This window comes from Paenibacillus dendrobii, assembly GCF_009807035.1.
Lineage (GTDB): Bacteria > Bacillota > Bacilli > Paenibacillales > Paenibacillaceae > Paenibacillus_AQ > Paenibacillus_AQ dendrobii.
Genome location: NZ_WUBI01000001.1, coordinates 953,792 through 970,928, shown reverse-complemented (window position 1 = coordinate 970,928; position 17,137 = coordinate 953,792). Strand labels below are relative to the sequence as shown.

The following is a 17,137-nucleotide window of genomic DNA, read 5'->3' as shown; positions in this document are numbered from 1 at the left end:
TTTTTATTGCGAAATAAGGTAGCTTGAATGCAAAGGAATAGGATAAGATGAAAGAGGCAGTCGGAATTTTATACAGATGAGGAGAATGCATGATGAATCAGATTTCACTTGAAATTCGAAGCGCGGATGGAGTCGTACAGGCGACCGGTACGGATGCGGGACAAGCCCAGTTGGTTTATGAGAGAGCCTACGAGCCAGGGGATCAAATTATTTTGCGAAGTGAACATATCGATGTCTACCTGGTTATTCAGCTTGATGACGCCATGGATCCGGCATTTATTTACATGACCGGTCATGAGTACCGGTTCGTCATTCCATTTGATGAGAAAAAGAAATCTTACTCCCTAAAATCTTTCAGCGGAGAATTGCATGCGCTGACGGCGCGGATGGCTGCGAAGCATGAAATCGATGCTTACAAAAACCTGGCGCTCAATGTGTATGATCAGCATGAAAATGAAACCGTTTACCCCCATGCGGTCGCTAATGTTGAAACCCGCGGCGAATCTGTATTCGCTGCCCGTAATGCGATTAACGGGAACACCGTGAATTTCTCCCATGGCAAGTGGCCATTTGAATCCTGGGGGATCAATCAGAAGAAAGATGCCGAGATCACCGTAAACTTTGGAAGACTCGTTGAAATTGATCAGATTGCGCTGACGATTCGGGCGGATTTTCCGCATGATAATTACTGGGAGCGGGTTACGCTCGCTTTTTCGGACGGAAGTACATACGTAGCGGAACTGAAGAAAACCCACTTACAGCAAATGATCAATCTGGAACCTAGAAAAGTGGAGTGGGTTACTTTGAAAGAACTCATTCAATCCGATGATCCTTCCCCATTCCCTGCACTCACCCAGTTTGAAATCTTCGGCCGCGAAGCTTCGAAGTCATGATTCTTTGTTATCTTTTACATGAGTGGAGTTATTAACAAGCTTTATTTATATGGAATATATTGGTGTGACGCAGACGCTGCTTCGGCGTCAACAGTCAGTTCGGCTTTAGCCGAACTGGCTTTTTTTATGGAAGATTGAGCATGAATTTGGCATTAGTTGTTTAAGGAAGAACAATAAATGGGTAACTTTCTTAAGAGTTGTTTATCAAGAGGAGGACCCTATGAAAACAATACGAGTATTACTATTCACCTTATCGCTGTTGCTTCTCGTAACGGGGATCCCTTTGGGGCTGGAATCTGCTGAAGCGGAACCTGCCACGGGAAAAGTATATCAAATCGGAACGGACATCACGTTTGCCCCCTTTGAATTTCAAGATGTGGACGGCAAGTACGTGGGGATTGACATGGAAATGCTGGAGGCGATCGCCAAGGATCAGAACTTCAAGTACGAGATCAAACCTCTTGGGTTTAACGCTGCGGTACAGGCCTTAGAATCCCATCAGGTGGATGGCGTTATTGCCGGTATGAGTATCACGGAGGAACGGAAACAAAAATTCGATTTCTCGGAACCTTATTTTGATTCCGGCGTGCTCATGGCCGTTAAAGAGGATAATACGGATATCAAGGGCTATGAAGACTTGAAAGGTAAAAAGGTGGCCGTAAAGACGGGAACTGAAGGATATAGCTTCGCGGAATCGATTTCATCGAAATACGGTTTCACGATCGTTCCGTTCGATGATTCTTCTCAGATGTATGAAGATGTAAAGGCCGGAAACTCTGCTGCGTGTTTTGATGATTATCCCGTGCTTGCTTACGGGGTGAAACAGAAAAACGGATTGAAACGCGTCACGGAGCCGACGAAAGGCGCTTCTTACGGATTCGCCGTCAGCAAAGGACAGAATCAGGAGCTGCTAGAAAAATTCAATGCCGGTTTGGCTAACCTGAATGCCAATGGCGAATATGATCGAATCAAAGATAAGTATATTTCGGATGAAGGACCGGGGAGCCTTAGCCGCTCCGAACTTATGAAGCAATCTATCCCGCCACTGCTTAAGGGTCTGGGTAAAACACTGATCTACACGATCGTATCCCTGTTTTTTGCATTCATTTTGGGACTCATCTTCGGTTTCATGAAGGTGGGGCGGAATAAGTGGCTGAGAGGCGCCGCAACCGTATTTGTCGACTTGTTCCGCGGTATCCCGCTGATCGTGCTGGCTTTCTTCATCTATTTCGGCATTCCGCAGGCATTGGGCTTCAAAATGCCGCTGTTCGTGGCAGCGGTACTGACGCTTAGTCTTAATGCAGGCGCATACGTCACCGAGATCATCCGAGGGGGGATTGAGTCCATTGACCGTGGTCAAATGGAAGCTGCACGCTCACTCGGTCTGCCTTACCGGAAATCCATGATGAAGATTATTATCCCGCAGGCCATCCGAATCATGATTCCGTCATTCATTAACCAGCTTGTGATTACGCTGAAGGATACGTCCATTCTTTCAGCCATCGGTTTAGTCGAGTTGACCCAATCGGGTAAAATCATTATTGCAAGAACCTTTGCTTCATTTGATATCTGGCTCATGGTAGCCGTCATGTACTTGATTGTCATTACCATTCTCACTAAAATTTCTAGCCGCCTGGAAAGGAAGGTGCGTCATGGGTAAAATCCGGGTAGAAGGACTAAAGAAGAGCTTCGGGACCAATCAGGTACTGAAGGGCATCGATATGGAAGTCAAAGAGGGTGAGGTAGTTTGCGTGATCGGACCCTCCGGGTCTGGCAAGAGTACCTTCCTTCGCTGCATGAACCGACTCGAGGATATGACAGCCGGGCAGGTGATCGTTGATGATCAAGACATTAACGATCCCAAAACCGACATTAACAAGGTTCGCGAAAATATCGGAATGGTGTTCCAGCACTTTAACCTGTTCCCGCATTTCAACGTTCTGAAAAACATCATGTTCGCTCCGATGGAACTGGGCAAGCAAACCGAAGAACAGGCACGTGAAACGGCGCTGCGATTGCTGGAACAGGTCGGCTTGTCGGATAAAGCCGAGGCTTTCCCAAGTCATCTGTCGGGCGGACAGAAGCAGCGGGTGGCCATTGCGAGGGCACTGGCAATGAATCCGGACATCATGTTATTCGATGAACCAACGTCTGCCCTCGATCCCGAAATGGTCGGCGAAGTGCTTGGCGTCATGAATGATTTGGCGCGCGAGGGAATGACAATGGTCATTGTCACGCATGAAATGGGCTTTGCTCGCGAGGTGGCGGATCGCGTCATTTTTATGGATGGGGGTTATATCGTGGAAGAGGGCAAACCGGAGGACGTCTTCGGCCAGCCTAAGCATGAACGCACGATCAGCTTCTTAGAGAAAGTGTTGAAGGCTTGATCAATGGCGTTGAACATACCATTAGCCGTAGATAGCAACAATACGTCGCACCTTAAGTTTAGAAAAAGCTCATTCTCCGAACGGAGAATGAGCTTTTTAATATGCAGTTTCAACATGCTATCATCGTTTCTTATATAACAGATGAAATTATTCAGTGACGAAAACTTCCTGATGATGATAGGTGGGATCCTGTAACTGCTTTAACATAAAATCGGCTAAATTGGCTCGGGATAACTTCAATGTATAGGACTTGCCTTTGGCAATTTCTGCTTCATGTATATAATTGCCCGTAAACGGTCCCGAAGTCAGAATTGGCGGCTGCACTAAAGTCCAATTGAGGCGGCTGTTTTTCAGTAAAGCATCCTTTTCCCTATGATCCCGAAGCAGATTTTTCATGAATAACGGAATCATATGCTTATATAACATACCTAGATGTTCGGAATCTTTCCGGACCCCGGTAAACGAGATGTGAATCAGCTGGCTAATTCCGTTTTCCTCCATCGCTTTGATGATGTTTTTCATGGCTTCAATAAGGAGGGGTTCTCTTTTGAACATACTTTTTGCTCCCAACGCAGAAAATGCCGCGTCATAATGTTCGGATTTCGCAACCTTGTCAATGTCAGCATAATCAATTACTTGCCCCTGTACAATTCTTAAGTTCTCATGGACTATATCCAGTTTTGCCGGTTCCCTGACAAAGGCGGTAATGCTGTGACCTTGTTTCAATGCTTGGGAAATCAGCTCGCGCCCCGTTCTTCCGTTCGCTCCAAAAATGATAATATTCATGTCTTTCCTCCTGATTGATCGTCAATATCAATTTTCATATATAACCATTTATTCGTCCTTCTTGTGTCCAAAGGGATTGTCCCAATAATATTCGTTCATGATGGTTTCGATATTTTCTATTAGATGCTTAAGTCGTAGAACAAAGCTCTTTGTCGGGTCCAGATAATAATAGTTTTTAGTTCCTTCGCGATGAACTCCGATAAAATGGGCATCTTTCAACACCTTTAAATGGTGGGATACGGCTGGTCGAGACAAATTGGTGTATTTCGTGATTTCGCCTACCCGGATACCCTTTTCATCGGGATTTTCCAGCATAGCGATAATAATAGATTGACGAGTTTGGTCACCGATCGCTGTCAGGGCATTTTGACATTCGCTGAATTCTTTCGCCAAGCGTTTTAAACGTTCCTGATTATCCATGTTCAGCTCCTTCTGTCGAATGGTTGAATCCTACGAACCATGCTAGCACAATATACCGTGAATTATTCATTGGGAAAGAAAATCGAGACGGATATATAAGAGCCTAGGATGATGAAATGATCCTGAAATGACACCTCGTTTTTTGGTGAAGGAGCATTTGGCTGGCTTATCGGTGTACATGGAGTAGTGGAATATGCCTGAGAGTTTGCAGCGTTGAAATAACGATCTTTAAGGATGATCGACAAAAAAGCGCTAAGCCTTATGGCTTGGCGCTTTTAATTTTGCATGCGTCATAACTGGACAGGTCGAAAGGGTCCACGATATGGTTATGAATGGTAACGATTTGTGCCTTTATGTACCTCTTGATGACCAAAGGCAGTGAAGACACTCTGTTCGACGATTTCCTTAAGTTCTTCCTTGTGAGCGGCATATTGCTCGGCGGTAATGCTTCCGCTATTTAGGCGGTCATCCAGCTGCTGTGCAAGTTGCGCGGTTTGCAGCTCGATGACCTTTGCGATGTTACCGCCTCGATCTACCGCAATGTCATGAAGGGATTGACCTTCGTACAAGGAGTCGTACAGTTCCTCGTCAGAGGAATAATTGAGTGCATCCAGCAGGTCATCTTTTTCCGCAACGCCAGGGAAAGACCACTTCAATACAGGACTAGCGCTTGTGATGGAGCCGCCTAGCGCTGTGCCTCCGAAGGACATAACGACTACCATCGTTCCGACAATCATCACTCGCTTTATGTTCATGGTTATAAATCCTCTTTTCGTGTTTTTTGTTGCACTTTATTGTGTTGATCATGGGGTGTAGACTTCTCATCTTATTGACATTGTAAACCTCAAACCTGAGGAGAACCTTAATTATTCTTTAAATTCATCTAAAATATTTTATTAAGTTTAGCCCTTCGAATCTATGATACAATGGGTTTTATTGGAACCGAACATAGGTCAATTAATACATGGGAGAGGTGCATAGCATATGTCGAAAATTTTAACTCGAGCAGAAGTGAATGTGGAATCAACCTGGAACTTAAATGACATCTTTGAAACCAAAGAGGCGTGGGAAGAAGAATTAAAGGCTGTTTCGCAGGATATCTCCTCTGTAAGCAAATTTGAAGGAAAACTGAGCGAAGGAGCGGATACGCTGTTGGCTTGCCTGATCGCACAGGAAGAGCTTCAGGGTCGAATCAGCCGTGTCGGATCCTATGCTTACTTGAACCAATCCGGCGACAGCATCAGTCCGGAGAATCAGATGAACGCCGCAAAAGCGCGTGACCTTGCATCAAGCATCGGTTCCGCTATCTCCATCATCAAATCAGAAATCATCGCTCTTCCGGAAGGAACGATCGATCAATACATACAAGAGCAACCGGAGCTTCTGGAGTTCGAACGGAGCCTGAACTTACTGTTGCAAACCAAACCGCACCGTTTGTCGGCAGAGACGGAGAAGGTGCTGGCCTCCTTCGGTGAGGTGCTAGGGGCTCCTTACCGAATTTATGAGCGAAGCAAACTCGCGGATATGACGTTTCCTTCTACGAAGAACGGTCACGGGGAAGAAGTGCCGGTTTCGTTTGCGCTTTACGAGAATAAATACGTTGAATCTCCGGATACCGATTTGCGCCGCAACTCGTTTAAAGCATTTAGCGAGACGCTGCACAAATACCGCAATACTTTCGCTGAAACTTATGGAACCGAGGTCAAACGCCAGGTGATCGAATCGCGGCTGCGCGGGTATGAATCTGTCACGGACATGTTGTTAACGCCGCAGCAGGTTACGAAGGACATGTATAACAATGTATTGGATATTTTGCAAGATGAGCTTGCGCCCCATATGCGCCGATACGCGGCACTCAAGAAACGCGTTCTCCATTTGGATGAAATGACGTTTGCGGACCTTAAGGCTCCGCTTGATCCGGATTACAGTCCAAGTATTACGTTTCAGGAAGCAGGAGACCTGATCAAGGAAGCCTTATCCATCCTTGGGCCAGAATACGGGGAGATCGTATCGGATGCTTTCCAAAACCGGTGGGTGGATTATGCGGATAACGCAGGTAAGCGAACGGGTGCTTTCTGTTCGTCGGTTCCCGGCGTTCATTCGTATATCTTGATCAGCTGGGCTAATAGCATGAGGGGAGCCTTTACGCTTGCCCATGAAGTGGGACATGCCGGTCACTTCATGCTGGCGGGCAAATATCAGCGTTTGACGAACTTAAGACCCTCCCTGTATTTCATTGAAGCTCCATCTACGATGAATGAGCTTCTGCTTGCGGATCATTTGCTGGCACGCTCGACTGATCCCAGAATGCGTCGTTGGGTGATTTCACAGCTGCTGGGCACCTATTTCCACAACTTCGTAACTCACTTGCTCGAAGGAGAGCTGCAGCGCCGGGTATATGATCTTGCCATGAAAGATGTACCGATTACCGCTGTGAAGATGTGCGAATTGAAGGGAGAGATCCTTTCTTCGTTCTGGGGTGAGGACGTGGTGATTGATGAGAATGCCAAGTTGACCTGGATGCGACAACCGCACTATTATATGAGCTTGTACCCTTACACTTATGCCGCGGGTCTTAGCGCTTCTACCGCTGTAGCCAAGCTCATCAAGGAGGAAGGGCAGCCTGCGGTGGATCGTTGGCTTGAAGTATTAAAAGCTGGCGGTTCCATGAGTCCGCTTGAACTGATGAAATTGGCCGGGGTGGACATGTCGCAGCCGGATCCGTTGCGCAGTGCTGCAGCTTACGTAGGATCGCTAATCGATGAACTGGAGCGCCTGTATTAAGTTCTTGACGTATCAAAATATCGGTTAAAAAATAACAAACATTCAATTGTTTAAAAGGGTAGCAGCGCTATGATGCGCAACGGCTACCCTTTTTTGAATAAATCGGCTCATTTGGTCTGCTCGTACCAATCAGAAGGTTTATATGGTTGATGGCAGTGAAACTTGTCCCCTCTAGGTACAAGTACATATAAATACAACAAACTGCGTAAAAGGAGGCTTTTATGATTTGATGTGGGTTATTACTAGCCGAAACCTTACCTAAGCACTGCCATCGGACAATTTGTTTCTACATTTTATAGCTGAATAGAACCATTTTTCTGGGATGTTTGAGCAAATGGGTGTACGTAGTGTGCTGGATATAATACGATCAAACGGAATCATTTTTGTTCGTAAACACGAATAAAGACGAAATACAACGAATAACGGAGGGACATGCATGAAAAAGTCGAAGGGGATGATAGCAAAGATTATTCTGGGAGGTGTTTGCTTGTTTAGCATCGGCTGCACCGATCAAAAATTGAGTTCGGCGGAATCATCGTTGGGACAAGCCAAACAAAACGGCAGCGAAATTCGCATTCCTCACAACGAGCGATTGCACTTGTCCACCGACCAGAAGTGGATCAAGGAGGAGGGGCATCTATCCGATCTGATCCGATTGCAATGGACGGGGGATCGGGCCAAGCCCGCGATCGTATGGGCCGACGAGAAAGGCATGGACAAGACTGCGATCATCTCTCACGATAAAGCGAATAATCCGGAGCAGCACGACCATAAACATATCTCATTTGAGACAACGATGTCACCGACAGGAAAATATGCTAACCAGCTGTTCACACGGTTTGAAATTCCTTATGACACGGACGTAAGCGAGATCCGCACCCATTCGTCCAACTTCAATGTGATGAACGGTATTTTGCGGGTCGCGGGGGAAAAGGATTCGAACCGGGACCTCCAGTTCAGCGTAGCCGGCAAGGATAACAAGACAACGGCGAGATGGGCCGTAAGGGCGGACAGCTCGAAGGAAGCAGGCGATGACACGGGGGCCAATCTTCAGTTCGTCCGTTACGGCGATGATGGTGAAGTGGTGGATTCCGCGCTCACGATGCAACGAAGCAACGGCAATATCGGGATCGGCACAAATGATCCGGATACCAAGCTGGACGTGAACGGAGATAAGCTGCGCATACGCGAGAAGTATACGCCAGCGTCATCCAGTGCCCCTTGCAGTCAAGGACAGATGGCTTGGGACGACCAGCATGTATACGTATGCGTTGCCCAAAACAGCTGGAAAAGAACGGAACTGTCGTCCTGGTAAGGCGCAGTTGATTTGAAACATAATCGTCGTATGGCCGGTATATATATACCGGTCATACGTTTTTTTAAAGAAGGATATAGCAAGACTTTCACGGAATTTTTCTCACAACGTTTTCATATACCAGGCGTCACAAGCAAAATGCTCTGTTGCATTTAAAGGCTTGTCTAGTAATGTGAATCCGTGTTTTTTATAAAATGTATTGGCTGCGCCCATATTGCTGAGCGTTTCTAGGTAGCACTTGTCATAGTAATCTTTGGCATAATCCAAGGCAATTTGCAGTAATTGGGTTGCGATTCCCATTCCCCGAACTTCCTCAGAAGAGTACATTTTTTGCAATTCGCAAATGCGCGGAAAGTTCTGTACCGGACCGATGCCGCAGCCGGCAACGATTTTGCCTTCTTCCTCTGCAACCCAGTATTTGGAACCTTCACGACGATATACATGATATAAATCTCCCAAATCAGGGTCTGCCCACGCGGTGCCCGGCTTGTTCGCGCCGAACTCTACCAAGCATGTCCGGATTAAATGCTCCACCTGTTTATTATCTATTTCTTCGATCTCTCGGATGACCATGATGTAAACCTCCATTATTGAACATGAGTAACACGCCTTTTTTCGAACCATGAAGAGAAGCATTGATGCTGAGTTGTTTACTTCCCAACAAGCTCATCAGTTATTTCAAAAGATTCCACCGTTTTATCTTCCCCGTACAACTCGTTCATATGCTCAACGTGAGCCATTCCCCAATCATTCATCGCTTGTAATACAGAGGTCATGCCTTTGCCGTATTCCGTAATGGAATATTCGACTTTTGGCGGGATTTGCTGATAGATCTCGCGATGAACAATATCATGATACTCCAATTCCCTTAATTGCGCGGTCAGCATTTTTTTGGTGATATCCGGTATCGCTTTTTGAAGTTCGCTAAATCTCATCGTACCATTGGAAAAAAGCTGAAATAGAATGACAGGTTTCCATTTGCCAACTAAAATCTCTAATGCTGTCTCGACTCTGCATTCATTAGACATTTGAAGTCCTCCTTTGGAATCAATAACGTGTAGGTATCTTTTTGTATACTAGGTATAGTATTAGTGCCTACTTCCGGTGAATGACCCTTGGTATTATTATATCTCTATAAATAAGCCATTTACAAGGAGGACATTCAGTTCATGAATATCGCATTGTGGATCGTTCAGGGCCTTTTAGGATTGATGTTTATTTTTGCAGGCTCGACGAAAGCATTTCAGTATGAAAAAACGAAGGCTTCAATGCCTTGGGTAAAAGAGTCGTCGAAAGGATTAGTCATTTTTATCGGGATCGCGGAGCTGCTTGGGGGACTTGGTTTAATCTTGCCTGAGGCCACGGGAATATTACCCATCCTGACGCCGATTGCGGCAGTGGGCCTTGGCGTAGTCATGCTTCTGGCTGCTGGATTTCACGCGAAGCGAAAAGAATATCAGGGAATCGGGATGAACATTATTTTGTTGGTGTTAGCTGTATTTATTGCGATTGGCCGTTTTTAATATCTTCATATAGAATATAGGAGGTCAAATGATGCTTTCACCCGTCTTTTTGGCACATGGTTCACCGTTCACCATCTTTGAGGAGTCCGATTATACGCAGTTTCTCAAACGATTCGGGCAAGAAAATCGTCCTAGAGCGATCGTTATATTCTCGGCGCATTTCGAAAGCGAAATAACAACCATTGCGGCTACAGATGATGTGCATGAAATGGTTTATGATTATTACGGTTTTCCGGATTCCTTTTATCAAGTACAGTACCCGGCGAGGGGGTCAACGATTGTTGCCTCTATTGTGGAGGAACGGCTGAAACGGCATAACATTCCTGTCCAGCAGAAATACCGGGGACTCGATCATGGGGTATTTCCGATCATGATGCATGCTTATCCGGAAGCGGATGTCCCAATCGTTCCCGTATCGGTCAATCCTTTCTTGCCGGCAAGACAACAAATTGCCATCGGCGAAGCGCTACAGGGGCTTGAAGAGGAAGGTATTCTTGTAATTGGCAGTGGTTTTGTGAGTCATAATCTTCGAGCATTGGACCGTGATAAGGATGCACCGCCTCGCGATTGGGCCGTGGAGTTCAAAAATTGGATTCGGGACAAAGCAGTCGAGCGGGATATTGAATCCTTGAGTCAGTATGAGGTTCTAGCCCCGCATGCAGCATTGGCCGTTCCGCGTCCAGAACACTTCGTTCCGCTGCTCATCGCTCTGGGTAGCGGAACACCCGAAAGAAATATTCGTGTCTTGTATGACACTGTGGAGCACGGTACAGGGAGTACGCTATGCTTTCAGTTTTAATTGCGGAAATACAGCCGTCAGAAAACGGTGTGAAAAAAAGCCTGAGAAATCAGGCTTTTTTGTTTTGGCAAGCAAGGATTGCTTGCACCTACTCAGGAGTGATGCGCTCCAAGCGATGCGCCAAATCCCAGTTTGATGCCCGGTCTTAAAGGGTGTTACTTTGAATTTTCCGATACCGTAGTAAAAGCGGGTAGATTAAAACTCCGCTGACAATAAGCGCAAGGCCAAGCAGGAACGTCTTAAGATTCGCTGTTCCCGCTACGATTACCCACAGTGAGTAGATGGCGGCTGCAGCCGCAATGATTCCTTCGGTTATCCGTTCCCTACGCAGCGAATAGGTCTCGCCGGTCCAAACCAACTTGAGGTTGTAGATCGATGCGATCAGATAAGGTACCAAATAGGCAAGTGTAGCAATGTAAATGATAAAATCAAAAGCCGCTGAAATGGAACCCGAGATGGTGGACAACAGCAAAATCTGACCCACTGCGTTAGAGATCCAGAGCGACACCTTGGGCATGCCTTGGCGGTTCTCCTTGGCGAACGACGGCAGAAATACGCCAAGTTTGGCTGCCTGAAAAGGTACTTCGCTGCTAAGCAGTACCCAGCCGATCGTAGAGCCAAGCAGACTGATTAGTCCGAGCCCGGCAAGCAGCTTGCCCCCAATGGGTCCCAGCACGGTCGTAATGCCGTCAACCAGCGGGTTTTGGGAAGCCATCAGCTGGTCTTGGGTCAATAAACCCATCGTCAGAATGCTGATCCCGACATACAGCATGAGGGAGATTACCAGCCCAGCGATGGTCGCGCGGCGGATATCCAACTTGCGACGTGCACGTGCGGCAAAGACCATTGCGGATTCCACGCCGATAAAAGCCCATAACGTCGCAACCGCTGCGCCGTTAACTTGGGAAAGAAGGCCTAGCATTTCTCCACCGCTACCGGTGCGCGGAGCCAGGAACGGCCCGATATTGCTCTGTTGAAACGCAAATAGGGCAATAACGATAAAGAGCGCAAAGCCAATGACTTTGATTGTCGTAGCGATTAAATTCAATCGTCCCGCACTTTTCATCCCATTTAGGCAAATGGCGTGCGTACCCCATAGCAAAATCGAGCAGACGAGAAACGTCAAGACATTACCCGCCTTTAAAGAGAAGCTTCCCATGGTAAGCCATGCCTTCTGACTGGTAAGCACCGGAAAGAAGGTGGACAAATAGCTTGCGAAAGTCGTGATAACCGCGACGAAACCGGCGATATTGCCGATCCAATAACCCCAAGTAGACATAAATCCGGCCAAGAGTGAGCCGGGCGAACCTTCACGAAACAACTCTTTCGCATAAATTTGCGGACCTCCGCTAAGCTCAGGCTTTCGAACAGCGAGACTGCCGAAGACAAGAGCCAGGGTAAGTACACCGAGTCCTGTAGCAGCCCAGGCAAGAATGACCCCGGCGGGACTCGCCGCTTCGGATAAAGATCTGGGGAGCATAAAGATTCCGGAACCGACCATGTTTCCGACCACGAGAGCGGTTAGGATCCAGAAGCCTAATTGATGTCTTTTCATGATGGTAAACCCCTTTTTCAATTTGTTACAATGTCGCATTGATCTAATAAATAAAAGGACAGGTACTAATCATACACTTTCTTCTGCTAACGCACCAGAGTAAAATCCAGGAGTTCCGATTTTTCTGCTGGTAGTAGGTACAACGTTTCGGCAGACCCTTGAAGGGGGAAGAATAGATAAGATGCGCAGTAAACGAAGAAGGAGCGTGAAGATAATGAAAGATATTCGTGAAGAAAGTCAGGGTCTTGTGATGGTTGAGAATGAGCAAAAGGTTGCCGAGATCAGCTTCAAACCGATCGATGACCGTACAATCGTGATTGATCACACCTATGTGTCGGAGGAGCTTCGAGGCCAGAAGATCGGCGATCAACTGGTTTATGCCGCTGTTGAAAAAGCCCGCAGGGAAGGCAAGCGAATTGTGCCCGCATGCTCGTTCGCTTTGGCTCAATTCAAAAGGCATAAAGAATACGCAGACGTTTGGCAGCAGAATGGATAAACGGATGGGCAGTCATCCGAAGGATAACGCGGTTGATATTTTGGCGATTAATCCGGAGCAATCGGAAACGTCGTTGGACAGTATGTGAGAATGCCTTTGTTGGACACGGGGTTGAATGGGACGCAGAACCGAGCATAATGCAAAATGTTCAAAAGGGCAGAAAGGCTGCTTTCAAGCAGACTTTCTGCCCTTTATGTATTTTGCTAATAGTCGCTTCTCAATTTTCAATAACGATGCGATCCAGCTTGATGTTCACTGGGTTCGCTATTGTGTCGCCTACAGGACATTTACTCTCCAGAAATTGAATGAATTGTTCGACGTTCTCGGTAGAAGAACGGGTCTTGATATAGAACGTGTAATGAATATCGGAGTAACCGGGGCGAACTTCGGATCGGTTAAAAAATCCGTCGAGATCCAGGTCACCTTCAACCTCAACCCGGAAATCCTCAAGCTCTACACCGAATTTGGGTGCATAGGCCCTGGCCACAATGGATTGGCATGCACCAAGGGACGCGAGTAAAGCTTCTACAGGGTTCATCCCCGTATCCGAACCGCCAAGGCTTTTCGGCTCATCAATGATCAGTTCGAAATGTCTTACATTGGCAACGACTTTGAATCCTTCTTTTAAGTGGGCGGTTGCTTTGAAAGTCTGAACATTTGGCATGCGTATACTCTCCTTTTCCAAACAACAAGATATTGGTTTTACTTCATTTAAATATAAGTAATATACTAGGAATTGTATGAATTATAATTCTACTAATCGTTACCTGTCAATATAAGAATACGATAGGGACCGATCAGATTCTCCATGCAATGAAACGGTAGCCTAAATATACGATAACGTTTACAATATCAATGACATGAATTATTTGTAAAGTGAGGTGGATCCATGGAAGACTTCCGCTGCATGAACCACTCGCAAGAGCCGGCCGTCGCCCAGTGCAGGCGCTGCGGCAAGCCGGTATGTGAGCATTGTTATGATCCCGAAACCGGGTGTTGCCGGGATCGCTGCGGCGTCATGAACAACGGTTCCTCCATGCCCTACAAGCAAAGGAGCACGGCATGGACCATCGTCGTATCCCTGCTTGCCATCGTTGGCGGGCTTGCGCTGCTGCTGATCACGATTTGCGGAGCCTTGATTTTTTCCTATTAAAGAACGACATACAAGGAGTTGCATATGGAATTTCCCGTATATTTGCATTTGGGTTCCTGGCGAATTCATCCGCATGTACTGTTTGAATCGTTGGCTTATTTTATCGGTTTTCGAGTGTACCTTTGGACCCGGCGACCGAGCGGCATGTCCAAATTGATGAGCCTGCAGATTCTGGCCGGTATCATTGCCGGTGCGGCTATTGGCGCCAAACTGCTATTCTGGCTGGAGGACCCCGCGGCGACATGGGAGCAGCTAAGCCAATTCCATCTGCTGTGGGGGGGCAAAACGATTGTCGGAGGCCTTTTGGGCGGGCTGATTGGGGTCGAACTGACCAAGCGTTGGGTCGGATGGAAGCATTCAACGGGGGATGATTTTGTGTACCCGCTGATGATAGGGCTTGGACTCGGCCGGATCGGGTGCTTCTTAACGGGACTCGATGATCATACGTATGGCACGCCAACAACCTGGATAACCGGGGTCGATTTCGGCGACGGGATTCTTCGCCATCCGACCCAGCTGTATGAGATCTTCTTTTTGATGATTCTAGCCCTACTCTTAATACCCTTATATCGTCAAAGCCGCGGCAAAATACAGCATGAAGGCTATGTATCCGGAAGAATGTTCCAATTCTTTATGGCCGGGTACCTGTTGTTCCGCCTCGTCATCGAATGGATCAAGCCTACGCTGCATCCGTACTTTGGCCTCAACAATATTCAGCTGGCTTGCATTGCCGGCCTGATCTATTATGCGTGGCTGATTGGCGGCAGGAGAAGGTTCGGTCGTTCAATCCCGCGTTCACAAATTCCAAGCTGACCAAGGAGCGTTATCGTATGCCTAACCGGCCTTATCTGTATCATGAATTGACGAACAGCATTTGCAGTACCTGTTACCGCAAAGTCGAAGCGAAGATCATCGAGGAGAACGGCAGGATTTATATGGTCAAAAGATGCCTCGTGCATGGTCCCGAAAAAGTGCTAATCTCCACGGAGGTCGATTACTATCATCAAACGCGGCGATTCATTAAGCCCTCCGAGATGCCTTTGCAATGGAATACGCCGATTCGTTACGGCTGCCCGTATGACTGCGGACTGTGTCCGGATCATGAGCAGCACAGCTGCCTCACGCTGCTGGAGATTACGGACCACTGCAATTTGCAGTGTCCGATCTGTTTCGCGGAATCCTCGCCGCATCGCACGACGCACAGATCGCTTGCTCAGATCGAGTTCATGCTCGACCGGATTGTGGAGAACGAAGGAGAGCCGGATATCGTGCAGATCAGTGGCGGCGAACCGACGACGCATCCGAATTTCTTTGATATTCTTGATCTGTGCAAAAGCCGTCCAATCAAGCACATCATGGTGAACACCAACGGCATTCGCATCGCCCAGGACAAGGAATTCGCGCGGAGGCTAGCGGAGTATATGCCCGGATTCGAAATTTATCTGCAATTCGACAGCTTTGAGGCACATGTCCTGAAAGAGCTGAGAGGAGCCGATCTCCGCCGCATACGACAGCAAGCCATCGATCATTTGAATGAATTCAACATTTCCACCACGCTGGTCGTTACGCTGAAAAAGGGACTTAATGACGGAGAGATCGGAGACATTATCCAGTACGGTTTGGAGCAGAAAGCCGTGCGAGGCGTCACGATTCAACCGATCCAAGCCGCAGGCCGGCTTGAAGGCTATGATCCGGCAACCGACCGCTTGACGGTCAGTGAAGTACGGCGGATGATTATCGAGCAATCCGAGGTTTTTGAGGATGCGGACATGCTGCCGGTGCCGTGCCACCCGGATTGCCTGGCCATGGGTTATGCATTGAAGCTGGGAGGGGATGTTCTCCCTCTGACGCGGATGATCGACCCGGAAATTTTGCTGGAGGGCGACAGCAATACGATTGTGTTCGAGCAGGATCCGGTCATCCGGGGCAAAATGTTCGAGCTGCTGTCCACGGGCCATTCGCCGGAGTCGTCTGCGCTGTCCCTGAAAAGCCTGCTGTGCTGCCTGCCTCTTGCCGCCGTGCCGGAGCAGATATCTTATGACAATGTATTTCGCGTCATTATCATGCAGTTTTTGGACGCACATAATTTTGATGTGCGTTCCGTCAAAAAATCATGCGTGCACATCGTCCATCCGGACGGCCGAATGATTCCGTTCGATACGTATAATCTCTTTTACAGGGATGATAAGGAGAAGTTGCTGGAGGAGCGGAAAGAAGAGATTGTTACCGCTTGGGATTAGTGGTGTAAATGACAACATAGCAGAAAACCGCGATTATCGCGGTTTTTTTGTTGTTAAGCGACTGCAAACTATACTTCGATGCTTTGCTTCATGCCTCTATTGTTAACCTTATATATTTTTAAAGGTTTACAATAGCGAATTGCCCGTCTATAATTCTATTACGTTAGATGTCGACACTAATAGATTAAGATGGATAACATAACAATGGAGGTAGTCTCTTGAAGACAAAAGAAATCGTATTTGCTGCATTATTTGCCGCATTCATTGGAGTACTGGGCCTGATTCCGCCTATTCCGCTCGGATTCATTCCGGTTCCCATCACCCTGCAGACGCTTGGCGTCATGTTGGCCGGATGCTTTTTAGGAAAACGAACCGCAGCAATCAGTTTGATTTTATTCATCGTCATCGTTGCTCTGGGTGTACCTTTGCTATCTGGCGGACGCGGAGGCTTATCTGTATTCGTTGGACCGTCCGTTGGATACATCCTAAGCTGGCCAGTGGCGGCATTCTGTATCGGATATACGACTGAAAAGGTATGGGGATCGCTCCGAACATGGAAAATCGTTGTCATTAATATTGTTTTTGGGGTTATTCTCGTCAGCTTAATCGGTGCTCCCGTGATGGCCCTCATCACGCATACATCGATTTGGGCAGGATTATCGGGTGCTGTCGTATTTTTACCCGGTGATTGCATCAAAGCGATCATCGCAGCCGTGGTTGCCGTGCAAGTAAAATCCATCAGCCCCATTGAAGAAAAAGTGCATGGCTCTTAAAGAAGCGAAATCA

At 47.3% G+C, this 17,137-nt stretch carries 19 protein-coding genes; 12 read left to right on the top strand and 7 right to left on the bottom strand.

Translation table 11 applies throughout. The features are described from left to right. Positions 1 to 92: 92 nt before the first annotated feature. The 3 genes from GRF59_RS04125 to GRF59_RS04115 all read left to right on the top strand — a co-directional run bounded on the left by GRF59_RS04125 (position 93) and on the right by GRF59_RS04115 (position 3,280). Entirely contained in the window at positions 93 to 893 is an 801-nt protein-coding gene (locus GRF59_RS04125) for a carbohydrate-binding protein (protein ID WP_160496376.1), read from the top strand. A gap of 220 nt (positions 894 to 1,113) precedes the next feature. Beyond that, positions 1,114 to 2,553: an amino acid ABC transporter substrate-binding protein/permease gene (locus GRF59_RS04120; protein ID WP_160496375.1), complete on the top strand. Its 1,440-nt coding sequence runs from the start codon at positions 1,114 to 1,116 to the stop codon at positions 2,551 to 2,553. Next, entirely contained in the window at positions 2,546 to 3,280 is a 735-nt protein-coding gene (locus tag GRF59_RS04115) for an amino acid ABC transporter ATP-binding protein (RefSeq protein WP_160496374.1), read from the top strand. Before GRF59_RS04120 ends, GRF59_RS04115 begins: the two co-directional genes overlap by 8 nt. A 147-nt stretch (positions 3,281 to 3,427) precedes the next feature. Here the strand turns inward: GRF59_RS04115 and GRF59_RS04110 are convergent, their stop codons facing one another. The 3 genes from GRF59_RS04110 to GRF59_RS04100 form a co-directional block, all read right to left on the bottom strand. Beyond that, positions 3,428 to 4,066 (bottom strand): NAD(P)-dependent oxidoreductase, encoded by a 639-nt coding sequence (locus GRF59_RS04110; RefSeq protein ID WP_160496373.1) that lies wholly within the window; start codon positions 4,064 to 4,066, stop codon positions 3,428 to 3,430. A gap of 48 nt (positions 4,067 to 4,114) precedes the next feature. Continuing rightward, a complete protein-coding gene (locus GRF59_RS04105) occupies positions 4,115 to 4,486 on the bottom strand; it encodes an ArsR/SmtB family transcription factor (protein WP_202128486.1) in 372 nt (123 codons plus the stop codon). A 326-nt stretch (positions 4,487 to 4,812) separates the two neighbouring features. Next, on the bottom strand, positions 4,813 to 5,241 hold the full coding sequence (locus GRF59_RS04100; RefSeq protein WP_160496372.1) for a hypothetical protein: 429 nt from the start codon (positions 5,239 to 5,241) through the stop codon (positions 4,813 to 4,815). 229 nt (positions 5,242 to 5,470) lie between these two features. On the opposite strand from GRF59_RS04100, the gene pepF reads away from it, so the two are divergent. Next, on the top strand, positions 5,471 to 7,270 hold the full coding sequence (gene pepF / locus GRF59_RS04095; RefSeq protein WP_160496371.1) for an oligoendopeptidase F: 1,800 nt from the start codon (positions 5,471 to 5,473) through the stop codon (positions 7,268 to 7,270). A gap of 436 nt (positions 7,271 to 7,706) precedes the next feature. After that, on the top strand, positions 7,707 to 8,585 hold the full coding sequence (locus GRF59_RS04090; protein WP_160496370.1) for a hypothetical protein: 879 nt from the start codon (positions 7,707 to 7,709) through the stop codon (positions 8,583 to 8,585). Positions 8,586 to 8,687: 102 nt separating this feature from the next. Here GRF59_RS04090 and GRF59_RS04085 read toward each other — a convergent pair whose 3' ends face one another. Next, complete coding sequence (locus GRF59_RS04085; RefSeq protein ID WP_160496369.1) at positions 8,688 to 9,158, bottom strand: GNAT family N-acetyltransferase; 471 nt, start codon at positions 9,156 to 9,158, stop codon at positions 8,688 to 8,690. A gap of 77 nt (positions 9,159 to 9,235) precedes the next feature. Next, positions 9,236 to 9,613 carry a winged helix-turn-helix transcriptional regulator gene (locus GRF59_RS04080; protein ID WP_160496368.1) on the bottom strand — a complete coding sequence of 126 codons (378 nt, stop codon included), beginning with the start codon at positions 9,611 to 9,613 and terminating at the stop codon, positions 9,236 to 9,238. Between the two features lie 141 nt (positions 9,614 to 9,754). Between GRF59_RS04080 and GRF59_RS04075 the strand changes: the two genes are divergently transcribed. Beyond that, positions 9,755 to 10,108 (top strand): DoxX family protein, encoded by a 354-nt coding sequence (locus GRF59_RS04075; RefSeq protein ID WP_160496367.1) that lies wholly within the window; start codon positions 9,755 to 9,757, stop codon positions 10,106 to 10,108. Between the two features lie 31 nt (positions 10,109 to 10,139). Further along, entirely contained in the window at positions 10,140 to 10,907 is a 768-nt protein-coding gene (locus GRF59_RS04070) for a DODA-type extradiol aromatic ring-opening family dioxygenase (protein WP_160496366.1), read from the top strand. Positions 10,908 to 11,052: 145 nt separating this feature from the next. On the opposite strand, the gene GRF59_RS04065 is transcribed toward GRF59_RS04070, so the two are convergent. Further along, the gene (locus GRF59_RS04065; RefSeq protein ID WP_160496365.1) at positions 11,053 to 12,462 is read right to left on the bottom strand and encodes an amino acid permease; all 1,410 of its coding nucleotides are present in this window, start codon (positions 12,460 to 12,462) and stop codon (positions 11,053 to 11,055) included. A gap of 214 nt (positions 12,463 to 12,676) precedes the next feature. On the opposite strand from GRF59_RS04065, the gene GRF59_RS04060 reads away from it, so the two are divergent. After that, positions 12,677 to 12,958 (top strand): GNAT family N-acetyltransferase, encoded by a 282-nt coding sequence (locus GRF59_RS04060; RefSeq protein ID WP_160496364.1) that lies wholly within the window; start codon positions 12,677 to 12,679, stop codon positions 12,956 to 12,958. Positions 12,959 to 13,175: 217 nt separating this feature from the next. Here the strand turns inward: GRF59_RS04060 and GRF59_RS04055 are convergent, their stop codons facing one another. Beyond that, positions 13,176 to 13,622 (bottom strand): OsmC family protein, encoded by a 447-nt coding sequence (locus tag GRF59_RS04055; protein ID WP_160496363.1) that lies wholly within the window; start codon positions 13,620 to 13,622, stop codon positions 13,176 to 13,178. A 225-nt stretch (positions 13,623 to 13,847) separates the two neighbouring features. On the opposite strand from GRF59_RS04055, the gene GRF59_RS04050 reads away from it, so the two are divergent. The 4 genes from GRF59_RS04050 to GRF59_RS04035 all read left to right on the top strand — a co-directional run bounded on the left by GRF59_RS04050 (position 13,848) and on the right by GRF59_RS04035 (position 17,124). Then, on the top strand, positions 13,848 to 14,111 hold the full coding sequence (locus GRF59_RS04050; protein WP_160496362.1) for a B-box zinc finger protein: 264 nt from the start codon (positions 13,848 to 13,850) through the stop codon (positions 14,109 to 14,111). A 24-nt stretch (positions 14,112 to 14,135) separates the two neighbouring features. Continuing rightward, complete coding sequence (locus GRF59_RS04045; RefSeq protein WP_160496361.1) at positions 14,136 to 14,924, top strand: prolipoprotein diacylglyceryl transferase; 789 nt, start codon at positions 14,136 to 14,138, stop codon at positions 14,922 to 14,924. A 17-nt stretch (positions 14,925 to 14,941) separates the two neighbouring features. Next, positions 14,942 to 16,351 carry a radical SAM protein gene (locus GRF59_RS04040; protein WP_160496360.1) on the top strand — a complete coding sequence of 470 codons (1,410 nt, stop codon included), beginning with the start codon at positions 14,942 to 14,944 and terminating at the stop codon, positions 16,349 to 16,351. Between the two features lie 218 nt (positions 16,352 to 16,569). Then, positions 16,570 to 17,124 carry a biotin transporter BioY gene (locus GRF59_RS04035; RefSeq protein ID WP_160496359.1) on the top strand — a complete coding sequence of 185 codons (555 nt, stop codon included), beginning with the start codon at positions 16,570 to 16,572 and terminating at the stop codon, positions 17,122 to 17,124. Positions 17,125 to 17,137 lie beyond the last annotated feature (13 nt).

Bases quoted from the DNA above. Each gene is read 5' to 3' on its own strand.
- GRF59_RS04045 (WP_160496361.1), top strand. From the start codon at position 14,136: ATGGAATTTCCCGTATATTTGCATTTGGGTTCCTGGCGAATTCATCCG.
- GRF59_RS04070 (WP_160496366.1), top strand. From the start codon at position 10,140: ATGCTTTCACCCGTCTTTTTGGCACATGGTTCACCGTTCACCATCTTT.
- GRF59_RS04055 (WP_160496363.1), bottom strand. From the start codon at position 13,622: ATGCCAAATGTTCAGACTTTCAAAGCAACCGCCCACTTAAAAGAAGGA.
- GRF59_RS04120 (WP_160496375.1), top strand. From the start codon at position 1,114: ATGAAAACAATACGAGTATTACTATTCACCTTATCGCTGTTGCTTCTC.
- GRF59_RS04050 (WP_160496362.1), top strand. From the start codon at position 13,848: ATGGAAGACTTCCGCTGCATGAACCACTCGCAAGAGCCGGCCGTCGCC.
- pepF (WP_160496371.1), top strand. From the start codon at position 5,471: ATGTCGAAAATTTTAACTCGAGCAGAAGTGAATGTGGAATCAACCTGG.
- GRF59_RS04040 (WP_160496360.1), top strand. From the start codon at position 14,942: ATGCCTAACCGGCCTTATCTGTATCATGAATTGACGAACAGCATTTGC.
- GRF59_RS04115 (WP_160496374.1), top strand. From the start codon at position 2,546: ATGGGTAAAATCCGGGTAGAAGGACTAAAGAAGAGCTTCGGGACCAAT.
- GRF59_RS04105 (WP_202128486.1), bottom strand. From the start codon at position 4,486: ATGGATAATCAGGAACGTTTAAAACGCTTGGCGAAAGAATTCAGCGAA.
- GRF59_RS04125 (WP_160496376.1), top strand. From the start codon at position 93: ATGAATCAGATTTCACTTGAAATTCGAAGCGCGGATGGAGTCGTACAG.
- GRF59_RS04080 (WP_160496368.1), bottom strand. From the start codon at position 9,613: ATGTCTAATGAATGCAGAGTCGAGACAGCATTAGAGATTTTAGTTGGC.
- GRF59_RS04090 (WP_160496370.1), top strand. From the start codon at position 7,707: ATGAAAAAGTCGAAGGGGATGATAGCAAAGATTATTCTGGGAGGTGTT.
- GRF59_RS04100 (WP_160496372.1), bottom strand. From the start codon at position 5,241: ATGAACATAAAGCGAGTGATGATTGTCGGAACGATGGTAGTCGTTATG.
- GRF59_RS04110 (WP_160496373.1), bottom strand. From the start codon at position 4,066: ATGAATATTATCATTTTTGGAGCGAACGGAAGAACGGGGCGCGAGCTG.
- GRF59_RS04075 (WP_160496367.1), top strand. From the start codon at position 9,755: ATGAATATCGCATTGTGGATCGTTCAGGGCCTTTTAGGATTGATGTTT.
- GRF59_RS04060 (WP_160496364.1), top strand. From the start codon at position 12,677: ATGAAAGATATTCGTGAAGAAAGTCAGGGTCTTGTGATGGTTGAGAAT.
- GRF59_RS04065 (WP_160496365.1), bottom strand. From the start codon at position 12,462: ATGAAAAGACATCAATTAGGCTTCTGGATCCTAACCGCTCTCGTGGTC.
- GRF59_RS04085 (WP_160496369.1), bottom strand. From the start codon at position 9,158: ATGGTCATCCGAGAGATCGAAGAAATAGATAATAAACAGGTGGAGCAT.